This window comes from Psychrobacter sp. 1U2 (genome assembly GCF_051847575.1).
Genome location: NZ_JBPYDC010000002.1, coordinates 142,142 through 162,897 on the forward strand (window position 1 = coordinate 142,142; position 20,756 = coordinate 162,897).

Sequence of the window (20,756 nt, forward strand, 5' to 3'; positions counted from 1 at the left end):
ATATTATTGCATTAATACTGGCAATGCAAGCCGTCTAACCTATTTCAATGCAAGTTATTCTTGCAATATGTAGTTTATCTATATAATACTAAGGAGATGCTTTTGAGTTAATGCAATAATATCAATGCTTTAGAAAGTGCCTTTGAGTTCGATTGAAATTTAAAATATTTTTTTATTTACAAAAATACAAGAGCGCCTTAACGTGTGGTTCGAGTAATCATAATCGTCGATATGTTGAATAATTAGCGATAACCACCATATCTTATAAGGCAAAAAAGTTTTGAAGACTCAAAATTTTTAGAAAGCAAACAAGAATAAGGAATGACTATGCAAGACAGCCAACTTACCAAAGAAGAGATTGCCCAGTTAACCGAAGCCGACTGGAAGCAGCGTTTAACTGCAGATGAGTATCATGTCCTCCGCGAGAAGGGCACTGAGCGTCCTTTTACTGGCGCTTATAATGACGTCAATGACAAAGGCGTTTATCGCTGTAAAGCTTGCGGTGCCAAATTGTTTGACTCAGAAAGCAAGTTTGATGCCGGCTGTGGCTGGCCAAGTTTCGATCAAGGGATCGATAATGCCGCTATCGATGAGCACGTCGATGATTCGCTAGGTATGCGCCGTACTGAGGTCACTTGCAGTAACTGTGATGCACATTTGGGCCATGTGTTCCCTGATGGTCCGCGTGAGACGACAGGTATGCGCTATTGCATCAACTCAGTATCGATCGATTTAGATAAAGCTGAAGACTAATCGGCATTCAATACTCGCTATTGATTACTCAAACTTTGATATATAGTAAGGGAGCTGATAACAGCTCCCTTATTTTTTGGGCAGAGCGACAAACGAACTATAATTCAATTAAGGATGAGTGATGAGTACTATTTATGATTTTACGGCTGAGCGTATGGATGGCTCGATTCAGCCTTTAGATGAATTTAAAGGTCAAGTATTATTAGTGGTTAATACCGCGAGTCAATGTGGTTTTACACCGCAGTTTGAGGGGCTTGAAACCCTAAATGAGCAGTATAAAGATCAAGGCTTGACGGTTATTGGCTTCCCGTGTAATCAATTTGGGAGTCAAGATCCTGGTAGTAATGAAGAGATTGGCGCTTTTTGTCAAAAGAATTATGGTGTTAGCTTTCCGATGATGGCCAAAGTCGATGTTAATGGTAGCGACGCGCATCCAATCTTTAAGTGGCTTAAAGAGCAAAAGGGCGGCTTACTTACCGATGGTATTAAGTGGAACTTCACTAAGTTTTTGATAGGCAGAGATGGCCAAGTGCTTGATCGTTATGCGCCAACCACTAAGCCTGATGCTATTAAAGCCGATATTGAAAAGGCGCTGGCTGACAGTAAGTAAGTTTATCGTTAATCATAAGCCATGATTAGCAGGCAGTGAATAAATATTTTTAGAATATAAAATCAATAAAAACAACTGCTTGATAGTTAAGGGCTACAAAAGACAAAAAACTTTGCTAAAAATGATGAAAACTATTTGACAGCTCTTACTAAATCTATATAATACACACCCACAGCAAGGGGCTTTATTGGTTCTGAGCTGTTAGAAGTTGATTAAGAGGTGACAGTCTTGATTAGCTAGATCTAAGAAATTTTAAACTCAGTTTTGGGTTAAGGTTTCTAGAATTTTCCCTTTAAGGAAAATTCAGTAACATCTAGTGTAGGCAGAGTTTTATAGAATTTACGACAATGTAAATTCTCTTGCGCTCGGACGAAGCAGTGCTTCGTTATATCCTCGCTCAGGGTGATTAGCTCAGTTGGTAGAGCGTCTGCCTTACACGCAGAATGTCGGCGGTTCGAATCCGTCATCACCCACCACTTATTAGCTTGTGTTAAAAAAGCTAGACGACCTAAGCAGCGGTAGTTCAGTTGGTTAGAATACCGGCCTGTCACGCCGGGGGTCGCGGGTTCGAGTCCCGTCCGCTGCGCCATATTTAAAACGAATTTAAACTGTAAAGTTTAAGCAAGTTTCGCCTCAAACATTAGCTTGTTTGAGGTTTTTTTGTGTCTGCAATTCTCCTTAAAGCCTTTATTTATAAGTGCTAGACACTTTCTATCTATTCATCTTTATCAAATGATCTACCCTTTAACAATGCATGAATGATAGGTTTTTGCGCATGAGCTTTATCTTTTAGGAGTCAATGAGCACCTGCTCGGTGACCAAACGGTGACCAAAACCTGTTCTGTAATAATAAAAATAGCGAAAATATTATTTCAAGCTCGGCAACTCGATCTGTACCTCAAAATAATACTCCTCTTTGATACGAATACTCACTTTGCCATTATGAGCCTTGGCAATCGCTTGCACGATAGATAAGCCCAAACCCGCACCTGCTTGATGCTGATGGTCTTTGTCTTGACGATAAAAGCGCTCAAATAGTTTGTCAGTTTCGCTTTGGGCTAAAGGCTCATTTAGTTGATTAGTGATAGTCATTTTTGTCTTCTCATAGTGATCAGTCACAGATTTAATCACTATGACGCTCTCGCTCGTCGCGTAATAGATGGCATTGGACAATAAGTTGGCAAATAGCCTTTGCAGTAAGCTGTCGTCTCCTAATACCGAACCAAACGCACCATTTTTTTCAAAAGCTATCTCGCGCTCTTCTGCTATTAGCTCAAAGTAGTCGATAAGTTTAGTGAGAAGAGCGTCAATATTGACAGGCTTTAACTGCGAGTCGTTAAGCCCTTTTTGGGTTTTGGCGAGTAGTAGCATGTTATTGATCAGATTTGATAACTGCGCGAGGGTGTCGTGCTGATGATGGAGCTGCTCGACATATTCTACAGTGTCTCTGGGCTTACTGAGCATGACTTGGGTTTGGGTGGTGAGCGTCGCGAGTGGCGTGCGTAGCTCGTGCGCGATATTATCCGAGAAGCGCGATAACGAGTCAAAATTATTCTCAAGTTTGGTCAGCATCAAGTTATAGGACGCCGCCAAAGGCCGCAATTCTCTTGGCATTTCATCGACATTGAGTCTCTGATCGAGCCTGTCAGGACGGATCGCTTGCATCTTTTGCATGATAGTCGACAGCGGCGCAAAGCCCCAATAGACACTCAAGGCGGCGATAGACACTAGCAGCAGGGTAATAACTAATAAGATCAGGCTAAGCTGGCGGTTAAACTGCAATAAATACTGATGATGAACATCGATAGGGAGCGCAATAAGTACCAGTGCTTGCTGATTTTCGATAACGATAGCGCGGTAATGCCTGTCATTTATATGAGTAACGAATTGCTGCTGAGCGTTGTTTTGTCGTAAAGCTAGTAGATCAAAATTATCACCCAATTCATTAGCGAAGCTAGCAGGGGTAGTGGCTAATAGCTGTCCTTGCTTATTGGTAATGACACTTTTGAGATCATAATCAAGCGCTGAGGAATGCAGATGCTTGTCTTTGGGTATCAAAGAGGGGTAGGTTGATTCTGACAGAGTAGCGTTTGGATTTTGCGAATCAAGATCGCTTAGACGCTGACGCCAATTAAAGGCGGCATGAGTGATAATCTCAGCGTCCATTTCTTCAAAATGACCCTTCACTGAGTGCTGAACCCAGATATAGATCACTATCTGCGAGAGCACTACAAAAATCGTTAATAATAATAGCGTGCGCCATAACAGTGGCAGACGACGATTGTCAGCGTTATAAGCCATATTATTCCACATCGATCGCGTTAGTTTGAGCAACAGAACACTCGTCCTTCTCAGCGTTTTGTATTTCCTCTAACTTATAGCCCATACCGCGTATGGTATGAATGAGCTTCACTGTAAACTCATCATCTACTTTGAGCCGTAGCCGCCGTATTGCCACATCTATGACATTGGTATCGCTATCAAAATTCATGTCCCATACTTGCGAGGCGATCACCGAGCGCGGCAATACCTCCCCTTGGCGCTCAAGCATAAATTGTAATAAAGCAAACTCTTTTGCCGTCAACTTGATGGGCGTCTCTCCTCGGTGCACTGTGCGCTTAGCGATATCTAGCTTGAGATCGGCAAGTTGCATGACCGTGTTTTGATAATCCGCTTGATTGGCTCGGCGCAGTAAGCTTTTGATACGTACGATAAGCTCGGCAAAAGCAAAAGGTTTAGTCAAATAATCATCTCCGCCGATCTCAATACCCTTTACTCTATCGCTCAGCTCATCTTTGGCCGTTAAAAACAGCACAGGCGTATGCTTGCCTGCCGCGCGATAATTGCGCACCAGCTCAAAGCCGCTAACGTCAGGCAGCATGACATCCATAATGATGACGTTGAAGGTATTCATCATCATTGCGTGATAGCCGTCTAGTCCCGTCGCTTGATGCTCAACGATGAAACCTGCTTCGCTTAGACCCTTTTTTATATATTCGCCCAGCTTATGCTCATCTTCTACCAATAACACTTTCATGCTTTTTCCTTGTGATACTTATAGCTAATACACTCTAAAAATGACATAGCGCTACTGGCATGCTTTTTTTAAACATAGGTTGTGCAGCCTCTAGGGAGAGCAGCACGCAAGTAAAATTTATACCAGTAGTGCTGAGTCGTAACGCTTTTAAAGTGAGTCAACTATAACGCAATAGCTCTATTAGCAGTACTTAAATCAGTGAAGATGACAGGATTGTCATCTTGCTGTCATCTGCTAGTCAGAAAGGGTCCGTTATACTTTAGACTCATAAAAGCCTTCTCAACCTCATTAAGGATCAACTATGTCACTATTTAAATCAATCGTAGCCACTGCCGCCGTCCTAGTCGTATCAACCTCAGCGCTCGCCCATGATCCCAAAATGCATGGCGAAAAAGACCAAATGAATTGTGAAAAAATGCAAAAACATATGCAGATGATGCAAAACATGGATCATAGCAAAATGGATATGAATGATCCTGCCATGCAAGCGATGATGGCTAATATGGGTAAAATGAAACAGATGCATCAAATGCACTGTGTGAGCGATGATGCCAAAAAGGCGAACAAAACTTCTTAAAAGCTAGCTGAAAACAGTGATAACTTAAACTTACTTTTTTAATAATCAAAGCCAATGGATGGCGGAAAAACTCATGAAGTTTTTACTAGGAATACTGTTTACTGTCGTAGTCGCTCTTGTGGGTGTGTTTATCGTGGTTATGAGTGGTGTTATTCATATCGGCGCTGATCAAAGTCATAGTCCATTGGTTTATCGCTTTTTGGAGACCGCTCGCACCCGTTCAATCGCTAACGCTAGCAAGGACATTATTGTTCCAGATTTAGAAAGAGCAGAGATGATTAGCTCAGGCGGTGCCGACTACAAAGATATGTGTGCCCGCTGCCATTTATCCCCTGATGTGGCCAGTACTGATCTTAGTGCAGGCTTGTATCCTAAACCGCCTAATTTTACCGATGCAAAAGTGGTTGAGCGTTATAAGAGTGAAACAGGTGCTCAGCAGAGCTTTTGGGCGATTAAGCACGGTATTATGGCGTCAGGGATGCCCGCTTGGGGTGCAACTCACGATGATGATAGGTTATGGGCGATGGTTGCTTTCATTAGGGTATTACCTGATTTGAGCGCTGATCAGTATATGATGCTGACCACTAGATTTGATGAGAACATGCTCGCTATATCTTTTGATAATGAGACAAAGACCTCAAAGATGACAGACCGTTAGTTAGTTTTGTTTATGTAAAAGGTTAAGACAGTTATAGTTCGGCTCTAATTGGGTTATAAAATAGAGTTTGTGCTTATTTATGTTAAATAAGACAAAATAATCTTTTTAAAAGGATAAAAGTATGATGACTAATAAATACCACAAGCTATTGGCTTCAATGCTGCTATTCACTTCAGCCTCAACTTTATTGGCGTGTAGTGGAACCGAGAATACAGCCGCTGAAGTACAGCCAGTAAATGGCGACAGCGCACCTACTAGTGTGCAGGTATCACAAACAGAGGCTAGCGCTATGCCAGCGCCGCTGCAATCAAACTCTGATCCAACGATTTTGCAAAATGTCTCAGCGACGGTCTATAAAGATGCCAACTGCGGCTGCTGTAAAGAGTGGATCGGTCATGCCAAAGAGCATGGTATGACCGCTGAGGGGCAAGATGTTGCCGACTTAGCGGTATTTAAACAGCGCTACGGCGTCCCTAATAATATGCGCTCTTGTCACACCACGGTCACGAGTGATGGTTATGTGTTTGAAGGCCATGTACCCGCTAAGCATGTTGCAGAGTTTTTAGCAAACCCGCCAAGCGACGCCATTGGCCTTGCTGTACCGGGTATGCCTATGGGGAGTCCTGGTATGGAATATAACAATCAGTTCGACCCTTATCAAATCATGCAAATAAATAAAGATGGTAGTAGCACGGTTTATGCGCAGATTGAGTCGCCGCAGCAGCAACTTTAGTTTGAAGCGTTTTAAAGATTTTAGTACTTATTGAATACTTATTATGAGTAACCCTATGAATAATAAACACAAGCTTAATCGCCGTAGCTTTTTGACTGGCTCCTCTGCCTTAGTAGGGGCGTCAATGCTATCTGGCTTGCCAACGATAGCTAATAGTGCTTTAGGTAACTCGCAAAACAATGCAGTTATCAATAGCGATAGACCCGATCATCAAGTGCCTATCTTGACGGGTGATGAGTTCGATCTTTATATCAGCAAAAAGCCCATTATCGTCAATGGTAAGTCGAGTATAGCGACGCTGATTAATGATTCCTTGCCTGCGCCAACGCTCAAGATGCAAGAGGGCGATACGGTCATCATCCGCGTGCACAATCAGATGAATGAATCGACTTCTATTCATTGGCATGGTCTGCTCGTGCCGTTCGAGATGGACGGTGTCCCCGGCATTAGCTTCGATGGCATACCAGCGAATAGTACCTTTACTTATAAATTCAAACTTAAGCAATCAGGGACTTACTGGTATCACTCGCATACTGGCTTTCAAGAGCAGACCGGTATGCGCGGCGCGATCGTCATCGAGCCTAAAGCCGCGGAGCGTTATCCTACCCAAGAAGATCATGTGGTTTTGCTCAGTGATTGGACGCATCGTAATCCGCATACTTTATTGAAACTACTCAAGCAGCGCGCTGACTTTGATAATTATCATCTACCCGATTTTAAAAAACTACTCTCGGATATCGCAGCCACCGATATAGAGGCCGCTTTTGATAAGCGCAAGATGTGGAATCAGATGCGTATGATGCCGACTGATTTTAGTGATTTATCAGGTGAAACCACGTTTACTTATCTGATTAACGGTAAAACTACTGCCGCTAATTGGGCGCAGCTTGTTAAAGCAGGACAACCCGTTAAGCTACGCTTTATCAATGCTTCTGCGCAGACGATATTTGATGTGCGCATACCCGGTCTTAAGATAAAAGTCATCGGTACTGATGGTAATGATGTTGCGCCAGTCGAGGTCGATGATTTTCGGATTGGTGTGGCTGAGACTTATGATGTCATTGTCACGCCAACGGCGGACGCGCATACTATTTTTGCGCAAAACATCGATCGCACCGATTATGTGACAGCGACCCTAGCAACTCGCAAAGGCGCTCGCGCCGCGACGCCTAAGATGGATGATATTGAGTGGCTCACCATGGCCGATATGATGGGCGCAATGGGCGACAAAGGCTATAAGGCGCACCACGCCAAGACCGAATATGATTTTAAGACCGATATGCGCGTCGATAGTCCGCGTATGAATCTGGATGATCCTGGTATTAACCTGCGCGAAGTTGATAGAAAGGTGTTGACTTATAGTCAGCTGCGTTCTGTCGGCAGCGATATTATGAGCGAACAGCGCAAACCAACTCGCGAGATTGAGATTCATCTAACGGGCAATATGGAGCGCTATATTTGGGCGCTTGATGGCATCATGTTTAAAGATGCGCCGCCTGTCAATATCAAACCTAATGAGCGCGTGCGCATTACTTTAGTCAATGACACGATGATGAGCCACCCGATGCATCTACATGGCATGTGGAGTGATTTGCGTATGCCTAATGGCGATTTCCAAGTCCGTAAGCATACGATATTGGTACATCCTGCGCAAAAGGTGAGCTTTGATGTGACGGGCGAGGCGGGACGATGGGCTTGGCATTGCCATCTGCTTTATCATATGGAAGCAGGCATGTTTAGAGAAGTCGCTGTCGTTTAATGAATTGTGCAAGGTGAGTTTTATTATGAAAACAATTAAAAAAGTTCTGCCATTCGTCGGCTTGTCATCATTAGCATTACTGACATCGCCCTTAGTAGCGGCAGCTGAAATGACTATGTCAGATATGAATCACACTGGCATGGACATGTCAGGCATGGATCACAGTGGCATGGACATGTCGGATATGGACCATAGCGGTATGGATATGTCGGACATGGATCATAGCGGTATGAGTATGTCGGATATGGATCATAGCAGCATGAGTATGTCGGATATGGACATGTCAGGAATGCAAGGCGGAGAGCCGCCTGCTGACGCGCGTAGCCCTGATTATTCCAATGGCGTGGGCTATGGTGAGTATGGAAAGCCGGTGATGATGGGCAGTTTGCCGACTTGGGGCGTATCGGTAGATGATTTGGGCTATCAGTTCGAAGAGGACGCAGTCAACTTTGAGATCGAAGGCTGGTATGGCGATGATAGTAATCGTCTTAGATTACGTACCGAGGGCAGCATAGCGACCAAAGACGATAAAAACATTGAGAGTCTGAGCTCGCTCGCTTATTGGCAGCCGCTTAGTATCTTTTGGAATGGCGAAGCGGGCATCGCTTATAACACTGAAAACGACAAATCGGCGCTGATGGCGGGCATTGCTGGAACAGCGCCGTACTTCATCGAGACTGATGCTAGAGCCTATGTTTATACTGATGGTCAAGTTCAGCTTGATCTTGGTGCAGAATATGAGTGGCGCTTGGATCAACACTGGGTGGTGATACCTGAAGCTGAGTTAACGGTATTTAGCAAGGATGATACTGACAATAACATTACTAAGGGCTTTAATGAGTTAGAGACTGAGGTTCGGCTCACTTATGAGATGCTTAGTCGTCAGCTGTCCCCTTATGTGGGCTTTAGCTATGAGACAGCGTTAGGAGATGCTAGAGACTTACGTCGTCAAAAAAATGAAGGCGTCGATACCAGTAGCGTCACGGCAGGGGTAAAGTTCTGGTTTTAGTTTAGACCACTACTTAATAAAGATTTAAATATTGTGAAAATGCTTTTACTAGTGGCTTTAGCTCTAACTTAATTATTAATCCTGGCATCTATTCATATAGGTGTCATTTTTGGAGATAATTACATGGATATGAATAATAATAAATCGCAAATGAATCCTTACGTTAAGTTTGGTCTAATGATTTTGACCTCGACTGTCGTCATGTACATCATGATGTATCTCAACACTTATAAGTGGGATCACGTTTATTTTAGTGAAACTCGTGCTTATATGGCGCTATATATGGGCGCGATGATGGCGATCATTATGCTAGCCTTTATGACCAATATGTATAAAAAAACTAAGGTCAATCTGATGATTTATGGCCTTAGCGTCTTTTTGTTTGCTTTTGGTCTTTGGGGCGTGCGCTCACAAGCGACCGTTGATCAAGTCGACTGGATGCAGGCGATGATTCCGCATCATTCCATCGCTATCTTAACCAGTGAGCGTGCCGATATCGAAGATCCACGCGTGCGCCAATTAGCGGACGATATTATCGAAGCACAAAAACGTGAAATCGGTGAGATGCAGCAATTGATTGAAGAGCTTAAGTAGTTAAGGCCAAAAGCAAGGAGCAACCATAATGAGCATTATAATGCACGCGATGACCAATGACGCTATGCACGGCATGATGAACGGTTCAATGAGGCATGGTATGGGCTGGGGAGGTTCACTTATCTATTGGCTATTTATGCTAATGATCTTTGCAATTTTGATATTAACCATTCTGGCGCTGCTTAAATACTTGCGTAATAAAAGTTAAATGCTAATTGCAATCAGGTTTACAGATATTCTAATTAATATGGATTGAGAAGCAGTTAAGGCTCTATTTATTACCAATGCTCACTGCCCTCAAGGAGTAGTTTTATGCAACAGGTCAACGACACTAAGTTTATTAGAGACAATAAAGTGCCAAAAGATTATAACGGAACCATCTATTCCTGTCCTATGCATCCTGAGGTTAGAGATATCGAAGATAGTAGCTGTCCGATATGTGGCATGGCGCTTAAGCCCGAAGATGAGATTGCTAATTCAGATAGTAATGAACATAGTCATACAAAAGAGCATGCGTACGGTCGCAAAGCGGATGCTGATAGCAACGACGTAAAATCCACTAAAGGTGCTAAATATGACAAAGTGCCTGAAAACTATACGGGTACGGTCTATATCTGCCCGATGCATCCTGAGGTCAGAGATGTTGAAAAAAGCGATTGCCCGATATGCGGTATGTTCCTTAAACCTGAAGATGAAGTTGCTGAATCCAACAGCAATGATGATAGTCACGCCAACTGTCATGGTAAAGGTAGCGACAGCGGTGACATAAAATCTGTCAAAGGTGGCAAATACGATAAAGTGCCCGCCGATTATGATGGTACGATTTATACCTGTCCGATGCACCCCGAGGTTAGAGATGTCAGAAATAGCGGCTGCCCGATATGCGGTATGGCGTTAGAGCCAGAAACGATTACTATCGGCGAGGAAGATACCGAAGAGCTTGACGATATGACGCGTCGCTTCTGGATTTGTACGCTGTTGACCTTGCCGCTATTTATCTATGCTATGAGCGATATGGTCGGCATAAATCTAGATCAGATTGGCTCATTTGATATTTCTGGGCAACTGGGTCAAATTATTCAATTGGTGCTAGCGACTCCGGTAGTGGTTTGGGGCGCGGCACCATTTTTCGTCCGTGGTTGGCAGTCGATTCAGAGCCGCAATCTCAATATGTTTACCCTAATCTCTTTAGGTGTGGGCGCAGCTTACGGCTTTAGTATTGTCGCCACTTTCTTCCCCGACATCTTTCCCGATAGCTTTCGAGGACCCTCAGGTCAAGTTGGTGTTTATTACGAAGCCGCCGCTGTTATCACAACCTTAGTCTTGCTCGGTCAAGTGTTAGAGCTCAAAGCCAGAAGCCAAACCTCAGGCGCGATTCGGGCTTTGCTCGAGCTGGCACCGCCTACGGCAAGGCGCGTCAATGACAATACAGAAGAGATTGAGGTTTCGCTTGATGAAGTCGTTACTGGAGATAAGCTACGTGTTAGACCCGGTGAAAAACTGCCTGTCGATGGTACCGTTATCGAGGGCAGTAGTAGCGTCGATGAATCTATGGTCACAGGAGAGCCGATTCCAGTAACTAAAGAGCAGGGCGACAACGTCACTGGCGGTACGGTAAATGGTACGGGTACGTTACTGGTTGAAGCAGTCAATGTCGGCGAAGATTCAGTACTATCCAAAATCGTGCAAATGGTAAGCGATGCCCAGCGTAGCCGCGCGCCTATTCAGCGTTTGGTCGATCAAGTAGCAGGCTGGTTTGTGCCTATTGTTATCGTCAGCTCAATTATTACCTTTATTGTTTGGGCACTATTCGGCCCTGAGCCTGCGATGGCTTATGCGATGGTAAATGCGATTGCGGTACTCATTATTGCTTGTCCTTGCGCGCTCGGTTTGGCTACACCGATGTCTATCATGGTCGGTACGGGTAAAGGCGCACAAAGTGGCGTATTGATTAAAAACGCTGAAGCACTGGAAACCATGGAAAAAGTCGATACCATCGTTGTCGATAAAACCGGCACGCTAACGGCAGGTCGTCCTGAGCTGACGGCGATTGATGCGCTAGCAGGTCAGGATGAAGATGAGTTTTTGGCATTAATCGCCGCAGTCGAGAGCGCCAGTGAACATCCTTTAGCAGAAGCTATCGTCAGAGCGGCAAAAGATAAATCGCTTACTATCCCCAAAGCCCATGACTTTAATTCAACCACAGGCGAGGGCGTAGAAGCTGTCGTTAATGGCAAAGCCGTCGCTATTGGTAACTCAAAACTTATGGAGAGTCTAAATAGCTTCGATCAGGATTTATCAGGTAGGGCCGACGTCCGTAGGAAGGAGGGTGAAACGGTGATGTTTGTCGCTATAGATGGCAAAGCGGCTGGTATTATCTCAGTAGCTGATCCTATCAAGCCGAGCACTAAGGAAGCTATAGGATTACTGCACGAAGCTGGGCTGAAAGTCATCATGCTAACCGGTGATAATCAAAAAACCGCGCAAGCCGTCGCGAGTAAACTTGGTATCGATGACGTCCATGCCGATGTCTCGCCCGAGGATAAAAACCGCATCGTCAAAGAGATGCAAGATAGCGGTAAGTTGGTCGCGATGGCAGGCGACGGTATCAATGATGCTCCTGCCTTAGCGCAAGCCGATGTCGGTATCGCGATGGGTACAGGAACTGATGTGGCGATGGAGAGCGCTGGAGTTACCTTGTTAAAAGGCGACTTGATGGGTATTGCTAAAGCTCATAAGCTGAGCCGCTCGACCATGAGTAACATTAGACAGAACTTGTTTTTTGCTTTCATCTATAATGCTATTGGCGTACCGATTGCCGCCGGCGTGCTTTATCCTGCGTTTGGGCTACTGCTGAGCCCAATGATTGCAGCGGCGGCGATGAGCTTATCTTCGGTATCGGTGATTGCCAATGCGTTGAGACTGCGCCGACTACAGTTGTAAGTGTTGATTGACTACAATTAATGAAGATAATGAAAGGATAGATATGGTATAAAAAGAAGGTCTTAATAAGACTGATACCAGAAAATCAAGGAAGAGCTATGACAGGGATTGAGTTTTATAGCAATGGTCATATTATCAGTGAAGCGGGTAGTATGCGCCAGAAATTAGGCGCTTTGGCAAAACAATACGCTGCCACCTCAGCGGTTATTATTACCGATGCAGGTATCACAGAGCTTGGTTATGTTGATATCGCTCGGCAATCGCTACAAGATTCAGGTGTCAAAGTAACTGTATTTGATGATGTGGTTGCTGATCCACCGATTGCCGTAGTCAATCAAGCTATCGAGATGGCAAGAGCGTATCAGTGCGACTTAGTCATTGGCCTCGGCGGTGGTAGCTCTATCGATACTGCCAAAATCGTCGCTTTATATCCTAATGACTTTGACTCTATCAACGATATCTTAGATGCTGATCTAAGTACCTTCAAAAAATTACCGTTATTTGCAATTCCAACCACAGCAGGTACGGGCGCTGAGTCTACTTTTGTCTCAGTCATTACCGCAGAAGACGGTAGCAAAAAGGCTATTTATACGCCCAAAATCCTACCTGACGTCGCTATTCTTGACGCCACCTTAACCTTGAAATTACCTCGTCATATCACTGCCGCCACCGCGCTTGATGCTATGGTGCACTGCATCGAGGCTTATACGAGCCGCACGAAAAAGAATGCTATCTCCGATGCCTTAGCGCTGCAAGGTTTAAAAATGCTTTGGCAGAACTTCGAGCAGGTTCTCAATCAAGGCGATGACCTTGAGGCTCGCGCTGAGATGCTATTAGGCTCGACGTTAGCAGGAATAGCTTTTGTCAATTCCTCAGTAGCTGCGGTGCATGGTTTGTCTTATCCTTTAAGTATTAATTTTCATATCCCGCATGGGCATGGCAATGCGTTAGTGATGTGTCCGGTATTCAGCTTTAATCTACCAGAGGCCGCGCCGCATTATGCAGAGCTTGCGCGGACAGTCATACCAGAAGCTCTTGCTATGACTGATTTAGAGGCCGCTACAGCCTTTATCGCGCAGCTAAAAAGCTTCTTACAGGCCAGTGGTCTTAAATATCGACTGAGTGCGCTTGATATTACTGAGAACGATATTCCTGCGCTAGCGGATATTGTCGTCAATACTTACGCGCGCCTTATCGCAACGAATCCCAAAGATATCAGTCTAGAAGAGGTGAGGGCTATGTATAAGGAGGTACTGTAGTAATCTAAATATAGTCAATTGAAAATAAAATGGTTGTAAATTTAGACGCGCTACTGTTGTAAGTCTGACTGGCGTGCTGTGCCTACGCCAACAAAGGCTGCGCAAAATTCATCCCAATTCATCTCAGTATCGCTATCACACTTTCAGTGTAAATCAATTATATAGCATATTAATAAAGTTCAAACTACGCCCTTTATGACAAGGAAGTCAAACAACATTTAAGGATAATCATTATGTTAGATAATACAACACAACATCTAGAAGTCGTGGTCGATGGTTTTCATTATTTAGAAGGGCCGCGCTGGTACAAAGACGCCTTATGGTTCGTTGATTTTTATACCCAAGGCGTGTATCGCGTCAACGAACAAGGTACTGCCGAAAAGGTAGTAGAAGTACCACAGCAGCCATCAGGTTTAGGCTGGTTGCCCGATGGGCGCATGCTTGTGGTGTCGATGAAAGATCGTAAGGTTATGCGTCTTGAGGACGATGGCGAGCTAGTGGTTCACGCCGATATCTCAGATCATTGTGGTGGTCATGCCAATGACATGGTTGTCGCTAATAATGGTAATGCTTATGTCGGTAACTTCGGCTTCGACTTGATGGGCGGCGAGGATTATAAAGCGGCTGGACTTGTGCTAGTCAAGCCTGACGGTAGCTCGCAGGTAGTGGCAGAGGGCTTAGCCTTTGCCAATGGTATGGTCATCTCGCCCGATAACAAAACCTTAATCGTCAACGAGCTATTTGGTAATAGAATATCGCAATTTGCTATCTTAGATGACGGTACGCTTGGTGATAGACGCGATTTTGCTAACTACGGTGAGCTTGGCGATGAGCCTGATTTGATGACTCGTATCGGTAGTGCCAAGATTCTGCCTGATGGCCTAGCCTTAGATAGCGAAGGCGCGGTTTGGATTGCCAATACCTTAAATCAGCAAGCATTGCGTATCGCTGAGGGCGGTGAGGTATTAGAGACGGTAAACACGCCATCTGAAGGCGTGTTTGCGGTAGCGCTGGGTGGTAAAGACGGCAAAACGCTGTTTATGTGCGCGGCTCCAGACTGGGATGAAGGCTCACGTAAGGCTGAAACCAAGGCCCGTATGCTGGCAACGCAAGTCAACGTAGATCATGCAGGTACGCCATAAACACTATTAGTATTGCTATGATTATTTTCAGCGCAATTTTTTTTGGAACTCTACAGTAGTTTGCAATACCATAGACAAGGAAGCCGAGAATGAGTAAAGACATTAGCTCACTAAGCCATTCAGCAATCAAAACAGTCTTGATAAGCGCATCATTACTAGCACTATTAGCCAGCTCGGGCTGCGCCACTAGCTCACTGCTAGACGACAATAGGGTCACTACCACAAGCTCTGTCAAAAGCATACTGTCGCAAGATCAGATTATCGCTTTTGGTCGACCCGCTATGACCCTGCCGCAAATGCCCATGGCCACTATGGTGATTGTTGGTAATAAAAACAGCTATGTGCTCAGCCAAGGCGGCACGGAGATGATCAAGCTGCTGACTAATCTAACCGCCAAAAATATCCAAGTCGAAAACGATATGAGCTTTAACGTGCCGAATAGTGATGGCTACTTTCAAGGACAAATGAAGCTGTCTTATGCCAAACTAAAAGATGAGTTCGATCGTAGCGATTATCAATTCTTTTTACAAAACGGCGGTACGGAGTGTAGCTCAGCCAGTGATATGCGTATCAATGCTCAGCGCTTTTGTTTCACTGTCCCTGTTAAAGGCGCTATCTATCCGCAAGTGAGCAATATCAGCATGATCCAGTCCAAGTATCGTCCGCTGAGCAAGCCTTATACCGTGACTTTTTATGGTCAAAGTGAGCAAACCCGAACCACGAGTGGCGGCACTAGTACGGCTGGCAAGTTAGTACTGCTGCCTTTCGCTTTAGCGTTTGATGTGGTGACTTTACCTATTCAGATTTTAGATAGTTTATAGATTAATAGTTTATTACGTCAGCTTTTAAAGCGATTATCATCCTTAAATTGAAAAACCTCAAGAGCAGTTAGCGCTTGAGGTTTTATTTTGTGAGAGTGTTAACTTAAGTTATCTACTCTTAATAACGCGCATCTTTAGGTTTTTTGCCACTAGGCCAATCATTAACCTTACCAGCAAAATCAGGGCGCGGCTTATGCGTAAAGAACTCTGCCACATCGACGGCATCTTGATCGGAGAGCACATTACCATGACCCCAAAGCCCTTGGGTTTGAATGCCCATCGGCATATTGTACTTTACAAAAGCCGCGGCCTTGTAAGTGCGTGCCATACCCGCGCCAATATTAAAGGATTCCTCACCCCATAGCGGCGGAAAGACGATATCACCGCGACTGTCTTTGATGCCCTCGCCATTGTCACCATGGCAGGTCGCACACTGGGCATAGTAAATCTTTTCACCTTTTACGGGATCACCCACTAAAGTAGTATCCACTTTACCAGCATTATTAATATCGACTTTTTGATCCTTAGGTGTATTTTGTGCGAGCCACTTCATATAAGCGATCATCGCAAGCATCTCAGGCGACTCACGATCGAGCGGTTTACCGTTCATCGAGCGCTTAAAGCAGCCATTAATGCGAGCTTCCATGTCTACTTCAATACCTGCTCGCGGCATGACCTTCGGATAAGTGTTATAGCTGTTGATGTACGGATCGCCTAATGGAATTTTACCTTGGGCGATATGGCAGCTATTGCAGTTCATTTCTGCGCCAACATGCTCAGGTAGTAGCCGTTTGGTCTCGTTTAATAAGCGCTTACCATAGAATATTTCATCGGCGTTAGGTTCATCCAAAATTGCAGTATCTTGCGGCATGACATAGGTACCGATATCTTCGTTGGCATCATCAGCGGTGACTAGCTTATACTCTGCTGCATTTAGATCAACGGGTTCAGGTTGACTACAGCTAGTGATACTAATAGTAAACAGAGCTGTAGTCAGGACAGCAATAGCGGGATTGAGGATGATTTTAGATGAGATTATAGTCATTATTCTGCTCCTTTTGCTGTCGCATCAAGGTTGAGATCAGGGGCGATGTCAGTACCCGTTTGCGGTTTTTTGGCTAAGAAGGCACGCATTTTTACCACATCATCGACGGTGATCTCTGGTGCTTGGTTAGTCCAGCTATTACGCACGTAGTTGACTACTTCGGCGACATCAGCGTCAGATAAGTTCGTGAATTCAGGCATAGTAAAAGCCATGCGATCATGCGGAGTTTTTGGCATACGTCCGCCGCCTAGAGTGATCTGTAGCACTGAGTCAGCATTTTTGGCATAGACCGCGCTATTACCATCGAGAGCTGGGAAGATACGCGGAACCCCTTTGCCATCAGCGCGGTGGCAGACGGTGCAATACTCAACATAGAGTAGCGCGCCGCGTGAGTCGTAGTTACCGGCTAGTAATTTTTCAGTGGTGACGTCTTTTTTGACGGGTAGCGTCACTTCTTTATTGGGTGCAGGAGACAAGGTTTTGAGATAAGAGGACATGGCGTTGATATCGTCCTCGGTCATGTATTGCGTACTATGCTCAACTACTTCCGCCATCGCACCAAAAGCTGCGGTGGTGTCGGTACGACCGGTTTTAAAGAAGTCATTGAGCTCAGCGACGTTCCAAGTGCCAAGACCGCGATGCTCCCCGCGAATACTTTTCGCGCGCCAGCCATCAATGACCGCGCCGCTTAGATACTCCTCAGAATCCGCGTTAGTCAGCGCAACCTCTTGATAGCCAATCCCGCGCTCGGTATGACAAGAGCCGCAGTGCCCTGGTCCCTCAACAAGGTACTGACCGCGGGCAAGCACGGCATTATCGGTTTCGGGAACAAACTCACGCTTGGGTGCAAATAAAGCTTGCCAATACGCCAGCGGCCAACGCCAATTGGCTACGGGTGGTAGCTCGCTTTTTATATTGGCTTGCTTGACCGCTTTGACGTCAGACATAAAGTAGGCATACATCGCTGCCATGTCCTCATCAGGCATGATTTGATAAGACGGGTAGGGCATTGCTGGATATAGCGCCTTATTACCTGGAGCCACGCCATGCTTGACTGCGTTTTTAAAATCACTAAAGCTATAATTACCAATACCCGTCTCTTTATCAGGGGTAATGTTGGTTGAGTAAATCGCTCCAAGTGGCGTCAACATCGGTAGTCCGCCTGCATAAGTCTCACCGCCCAAAGTAGTATGGCAGGCGACACAGTCACCGGTGCGCGCCACATATTCGCCTTTTTTAATTAAGGCAGGATCAGTGATATTGATCTCAAGATTGCTATCACTAGTACGCAGACTAGGCAATAACTGACCGATAATAAAGGCCAGCGCCAATCCAATGATAGCTGCGATAAGGATAATCACTGGCCATTTTCTCATAAGCCCACTTCTCATAAGCTTATCCTCCATAATAGGGTTACTAAGTCGGTTACGGATGCTCTAGAATAAATCGACATGCCGCTTAATATTTTTATAAACAATGGCTTGCTGTTTTAACAAGTTACAAGCTTACTATTAAGTATAGGGGAAGCCATAACCTTACGATATTGTGGAAAACCACATTGTTTATAAGGTTATAATTTAAGCTACGCGATAAGCTATACTTCATTCACTGCTTTAAGAGAGTGAAAGCTTCGAGAGGATAACAGTGATGTTCATTGGCTATATAAGAGAGTGCAGACCTTGATAAGTGCTATCTTGCCCATTAATGACTCAATAGCGGTGCTGACAAAAGCGCTACGGCAAAAGTTGCTTTTAGCTTACGCTGTTGCCTTACTGCTCATATTGACGGCGCAAAATACTCAGGCTCAGACTTATTATTTGGGTGTTCTTGCTCCGCAGGGTGAGGCAGTAGCTCAGCAGCGTTGGCAACCATGGTTGGATGAGCTAAATAACACTTTGCAACAGGACACTATTGTATTAGTACCGTTAGCGCTGGAGAATTGGCAACAACAGATAGAGGCCAAACAGTTTGCATTGGTATTAGGACCGCAGATACAAGTCATTAAAATGGATACCGCGGGCTGGCGCTGGCTAGCGACTTTCCAAAGTAATGTCACCACTGCTAAGCCTAGTGAGTTTCAGATCTCAGATATCAATCAATCTGACTTTCAAACTGCCGCGCAATACAAGTTATATAAGCAGCTCAAAAATGATCTTGCGCTGTTAGAGCAACAAAAAGCGAATAATGCCATCAGTCAGCCAAGTGCTATGGAGCAGATTGCTAGTGCGCTGTGGGTGAATAAAGACAGCGATATTCAGCAGCTACGTGATTTGGAGCGGCGCAAAATAGTCGCCGTGGCCCCTGATGCTTTTGGCGGTTATCTACTGATCGCCCACCTACTAAAACAAAACTCGCTAACTCCGAGCGATTATCAAACGCAGTTCGTCGGTTATCCTATTGAGTTGACTTTGAGTACGCTCGCCAGTGGCGCGGTAGATGCCGCCATAGCTCCTTTGTGCCTGATGGAGGAGATGGCAAGTCAAGGTAAGCTTGATCAAGCTCAGTTTCGGCTTCTTCATCCGCTAACTACTGACTCAAGTTGTCAGTCATCAACCAAAATCTATCCCAACTGGACGCTAGCGGCGACTGATCAAGCGCCAACGGCTCTTATCAACCAGATCAGTCCGCAGTTATTTTCAGAACCGGCTAATGACCGCTCTAATCCATCACTAAGTTGGTTATCCCCTGAATCAAGCGTTGATGCCGAGCGTATCTTATATGAGATGAATGAACATCCCGCCCAAAAAACGCTAGGCAGCTATATTATTGAGTGGATACAATCGCATCGCTGGTGGATGAGTATCATCGTGCTGATCATACTGGTATCGACTATTAATTATGCTTGGATGAGTTGGCTGGCATGGCGTCGGCAACAGCAGTTATTGATTCAAAACCGTCTTATTCGTGATTATGATCAGCAGCTGCGTCATTCTGAGCGTTTTGCGGTAATCGGAGAAATGAGTGGAGCGATTGCCCATGAGATCAATCAGCCGCTAGCCACTATTCAAAACTATGCGCAGGGCTTACTCATTCGTAGTGAAAATCCAGTGCAGGGTGGCGATAATAATCATGAAGATAGTACTGATAAACAACGACTAGATAAGCGAACGACCCAAAAAGCCCTCAAGCAAATTGTCAATGAGACTCAGCGAGTAGCGGCTGTCATTAATAACATCAGGCGCTGGGCTGGGCGTCCAGCAGCGGATGAAATCAGCGTTGATATTGCGGCGACTTATAAGCAGTGTATTTACTTTATGGGGGAGCGCGCGGTCGACATTAGCTTTTGGCTAGCTTCTGATTATCAAACGCTGCAACTGCCTAATCTGCTGCTCGATCAGCTGCTCATTAACGCCATACTCAACGCGCAGCAGCAAGGCGCGCAGCATATTATCTTGCGCTGTAGCCAAGAGCAGTATCAAGGTAAAGACTGGTTAGCGATAAGCGTTATAGATGATGCTGGAGGGTTTGATCAGAGGCGTTTGAGTGCTAATCAAGCCGCTTTAGCTAATGGGCCTAAATACAGTGAGACCTCCACTAAGCTTGAGGGTTTGGGCTTAGGGTTGATGATTTGTCAGCGCTTGTGCAAGTCATTAGATGGCATGATGCAGCTGAGTAATATTGAGGTGCAAGAAGAGCTTGCTATCATAAAGGATGTGTCCATGAGCTATCAATTAAGGCTTAAGCATACGCTTGATAGTAAAAACCAGCTTATCCAAACCCAAAGCTATTATCCTTTTAAGGAAAAAGTAGGCGCAAAAGTCACTCTCTACCTACCTTTGCATTTAGCGGATGATAAGTTAAATAAAAACTAGCTAT

18 protein-coding genes and 2 tRNA genes are annotated in these 20,756 nt (G+C 44.9%); 16 read left to right on the forward strand and 4 right to left on the reverse strand.

All coding sequences use genetic code 11. The annotated features are described in order from the left end of the window. The first annotated feature begins 327 nt into the window (after positions 1 to 327). The 4 genes from msrB (at position 328) to ACS8FD_RS01830 (ending at position 1,952) form a co-directional block, all read left to right on the forward strand. The gene (msrB, locus tag ACS8FD_RS01815; RefSeq protein WP_439274163.1) at positions 328 to 753 is read left to right on the forward strand and encodes a peptide-methionine (R)-S-oxide reductase MsrB; all 426 of its coding nucleotides are present in this window, start codon (positions 328 to 330) and stop codon (positions 751 to 753) included. A gap of 121 nt (positions 754 to 874) precedes the next feature. Next, the gene (locus ACS8FD_RS01820) at positions 875 to 1,363 is read left to right on the forward strand and encodes a glutathione peroxidase (RefSeq protein WP_439274164.1); all 489 of its coding nucleotides are present in this window, start codon (positions 875 to 877) and stop codon (positions 1,361 to 1,363) included. 400 nt (positions 1,364 to 1,763) lie between these two features. Then, positions 1,764 to 1,839: transfer RNA gene (locus ACS8FD_RS01825), tRNA-Val, on the forward strand. A 36-nt stretch (positions 1,840 to 1,875) separates the two neighbouring features. Further along, a tRNA-Asp gene (locus tag ACS8FD_RS01830) sits at positions 1,876 to 1,952 on the forward strand. 278 nt (positions 1,953 to 2,230) lie between these two features. Here the strand turns inward: ACS8FD_RS01830 and ACS8FD_RS01835 are convergent. Beyond that, the gene (locus tag ACS8FD_RS01835; RefSeq protein WP_439274208.1) at positions 2,231 to 3,664 is read right to left on the reverse strand and encodes a heavy metal sensor histidine kinase; all 1,434 of its coding nucleotides are present in this window, start codon (positions 3,662 to 3,664) and stop codon (positions 2,231 to 2,233) included. Position 3,665: 1 nt separating this feature from the next. Then, entirely contained in the window at positions 3,666 to 4,400 is a 735-nt protein-coding gene (locus ACS8FD_RS01840; protein WP_439274165.1) for a heavy metal response regulator transcription factor, read from the reverse strand. 301 nt (positions 4,401 to 4,701) lie between these two features. Between ACS8FD_RS01840 and ACS8FD_RS01845 the strand changes: the two genes are divergently transcribed. From ACS8FD_RS01845 to ACS8FD_RS01895, 11 genes are all read left to right on the forward strand, one after another. Beyond that, complete coding sequence (locus ACS8FD_RS01845; RefSeq protein ID WP_439274166.1) at positions 4,702 to 4,977, forward strand: hypothetical protein; 276 nt, start codon at positions 4,702 to 4,704, stop codon at positions 4,975 to 4,977. Positions 4,978 to 5,035: 58 nt separating this feature from the next. Next, positions 5,036 to 5,635 (forward strand): c-type cytochrome, encoded by a 600-nt coding sequence (locus ACS8FD_RS01850; RefSeq protein WP_439274167.1) that lies wholly within the window; start codon positions 5,036 to 5,038, stop codon positions 5,633 to 5,635. Between the two features lie 121 nt (positions 5,636 to 5,756). Further along, positions 5,757 to 6,368, forward strand: a complete 612-nt coding sequence (locus ACS8FD_RS01855; protein ID WP_439274168.1) for a DUF411 domain-containing protein — start codon at positions 5,757 to 5,759, stop codon at positions 6,366 to 6,368. Between the two features lie 55 nt (positions 6,369 to 6,423). After that, positions 6,424 to 8,127, forward strand: a complete 1,704-nt coding sequence (locus ACS8FD_RS01860) for a copper resistance system multicopper oxidase (RefSeq protein ID WP_439274169.1) — start codon at positions 6,424 to 6,426, stop codon at positions 8,125 to 8,127. Between the two features lie 25 nt (positions 8,128 to 8,152). Then, entirely contained in the window at positions 8,153 to 9,136 is a 984-nt protein-coding gene (locus ACS8FD_RS01865; RefSeq protein ID WP_439274170.1) for a copper resistance protein B, read from the forward strand. A gap of 123 nt (positions 9,137 to 9,259) precedes the next feature. After that, positions 9,260 to 9,730, forward strand: a complete 471-nt coding sequence (locus ACS8FD_RS01870) for a DUF305 domain-containing protein (RefSeq protein WP_439274171.1) — start codon at positions 9,260 to 9,262, stop codon at positions 9,728 to 9,730. Between the two features lie 28 nt (positions 9,731 to 9,758). Then, complete coding sequence (locus ACS8FD_RS01875) at positions 9,759 to 9,938, forward strand: hypothetical protein (protein WP_439274172.1); 180 nt, start codon at positions 9,759 to 9,761, stop codon at positions 9,936 to 9,938. 104 nt (positions 9,939 to 10,042) lie between these two features. Beyond that, positions 10,043 to 12,673 (forward strand): copper-transporting P-type ATPase, encoded by a 2,631-nt coding sequence (locus tag ACS8FD_RS01880; RefSeq protein ID WP_439274173.1) that lies wholly within the window; start codon positions 10,043 to 10,045, stop codon positions 12,671 to 12,673. 98 nt (positions 12,674 to 12,771) lie between these two features. Beyond that, a complete protein-coding gene (locus tag ACS8FD_RS01885; RefSeq protein ID WP_439274174.1) occupies positions 12,772 to 13,932 on the forward strand; it encodes an iron-containing alcohol dehydrogenase in 1,161 nt (386 codons plus the stop codon). Positions 13,933 to 14,165: 233 nt separating this feature from the next. Further along, on the forward strand, positions 14,166 to 15,074 hold the full coding sequence (locus tag ACS8FD_RS01890; protein WP_439274175.1) for an SMP-30/gluconolactonase/LRE family protein: 909 nt from the start codon (positions 14,166 to 14,168) through the stop codon (positions 15,072 to 15,074). A gap of 89 nt (positions 15,075 to 15,163) precedes the next feature. Beyond that, positions 15,164 to 15,895: a YidX family protein gene (locus ACS8FD_RS01895; protein WP_439274176.1), complete on the forward strand. Its 732-nt coding sequence runs from the start codon at positions 15,164 to 15,166 to the stop codon at positions 15,893 to 15,895. 118 nt (positions 15,896 to 16,013) lie between these two features. On the opposite strand, the gene ACS8FD_RS01900 is transcribed toward ACS8FD_RS01895, so the two are convergent. After that, positions 16,014 to 16,940: a c-type cytochrome gene (locus ACS8FD_RS01900; protein WP_439274177.1), complete on the reverse strand. Its 927-nt coding sequence runs from the start codon at positions 16,938 to 16,940 to the stop codon at positions 16,014 to 16,016. Next, complete coding sequence (locus tag ACS8FD_RS01905) at positions 16,940 to 18,316, reverse strand: c-type cytochrome (protein ID WP_439274178.1); 1,377 nt, start codon at positions 18,314 to 18,316, stop codon at positions 16,940 to 16,942. The genes ACS8FD_RS01900 and ACS8FD_RS01905 overlap by 1 nt, the downstream gene beginning before the upstream one ends. 294 nt (positions 18,317 to 18,610) lie before the next feature. Between ACS8FD_RS01905 and ACS8FD_RS01910 the strand changes: the two genes are divergently transcribed. Continuing rightward, positions 18,611 to 20,752, forward strand: a complete 2,142-nt coding sequence (locus ACS8FD_RS01910) for a PhnD/SsuA/transferrin family substrate-binding protein (protein ID WP_439274179.1) — start codon at positions 18,611 to 18,613, stop codon at positions 20,750 to 20,752. Positions 20,753 to 20,756 lie beyond the last annotated feature (4 nt).

Excerpts from the sequence above, each read along its gene's own strand:
- ACS8FD_RS01835 (WP_439274208.1), bottom strand. The coding sequence starts at position 3,664 with ATGGCTTATAACGCTGACAATCGTCGTCTGCCACTGTTATGGCGCACG.
- ACS8FD_RS01855 (WP_439274168.1), top strand. The coding sequence starts at position 5,757 with ATGATGACTAATAAATACCACAAGCTATTGGCTTCAATGCTGCTATTC.
- ACS8FD_RS01860 (WP_439274169.1), top strand. The coding sequence starts at position 6,424 with ATGAATAATAAACACAAGCTTAATCGCCGTAGCTTTTTGACTGGCTCC.
- msrB (WP_439274163.1), top strand. The coding sequence starts at position 328 with ATGCAAGACAGCCAACTTACCAAAGAAGAGATTGCCCAGTTAACCGAA.
- ACS8FD_RS01870 (WP_439274171.1), top strand. The coding sequence starts at position 9,260 with ATGGATATGAATAATAATAAATCGCAAATGAATCCTTACGTTAAGTTT.
- ACS8FD_RS01850 (WP_439274167.1), top strand. The coding sequence starts at position 5,036 with ATGGCGGAAAAACTCATGAAGTTTTTACTAGGAATACTGTTTACTGTC.
- ACS8FD_RS01905 (WP_439274178.1), bottom strand. The coding sequence starts at position 18,316 with ATGAGAAAATGGCCAGTGATTATCCTTATCGCAGCTATCATTGGATTG.
- ACS8FD_RS01890 (WP_439274175.1), top strand. The coding sequence starts at position 14,166 with ATGTTAGATAATACAACACAACATCTAGAAGTCGTGGTCGATGGTTTT.
- ACS8FD_RS01880 (WP_439274173.1), top strand. The coding sequence starts at position 10,043 with ATGCAACAGGTCAACGACACTAAGTTTATTAGAGACAATAAAGTGCCA.
- ACS8FD_RS01885 (WP_439274174.1), top strand. The coding sequence starts at position 12,772 with ATGACAGGGATTGAGTTTTATAGCAATGGTCATATTATCAGTGAAGCG.
- ACS8FD_RS01865 (WP_439274170.1), top strand. The coding sequence starts at position 8,153 with ATGAAAACAATTAAAAAAGTTCTGCCATTCGTCGGCTTGTCATCATTA.
- ACS8FD_RS01895 (WP_439274176.1), top strand. The coding sequence starts at position 15,164 with ATGAGTAAAGACATTAGCTCACTAAGCCATTCAGCAATCAAAACAGTC.
- ACS8FD_RS01845 (WP_439274166.1), top strand. The coding sequence starts at position 4,702 with ATGTCACTATTTAAATCAATCGTAGCCACTGCCGCCGTCCTAGTCGTA.
- ACS8FD_RS01820 (WP_439274164.1), top strand. The coding sequence starts at position 875 with ATGAGTACTATTTATGATTTTACGGCTGAGCGTATGGATGGCTCGATT.
- ACS8FD_RS01875 (WP_439274172.1), top strand. The coding sequence starts at position 9,759 with ATGAGCATTATAATGCACGCGATGACCAATGACGCTATGCACGGCATG.
- ACS8FD_RS01840 (WP_439274165.1), bottom strand. The coding sequence starts at position 4,400 with ATGAAAGTGTTATTGGTAGAAGATGAGCATAAGCTGGGCGAATATATA.
- ACS8FD_RS01900 (WP_439274177.1), bottom strand. The coding sequence starts at position 16,940 with ATGACTATAATCTCATCTAAAATCATCCTCAATCCCGCTATTGCTGTC.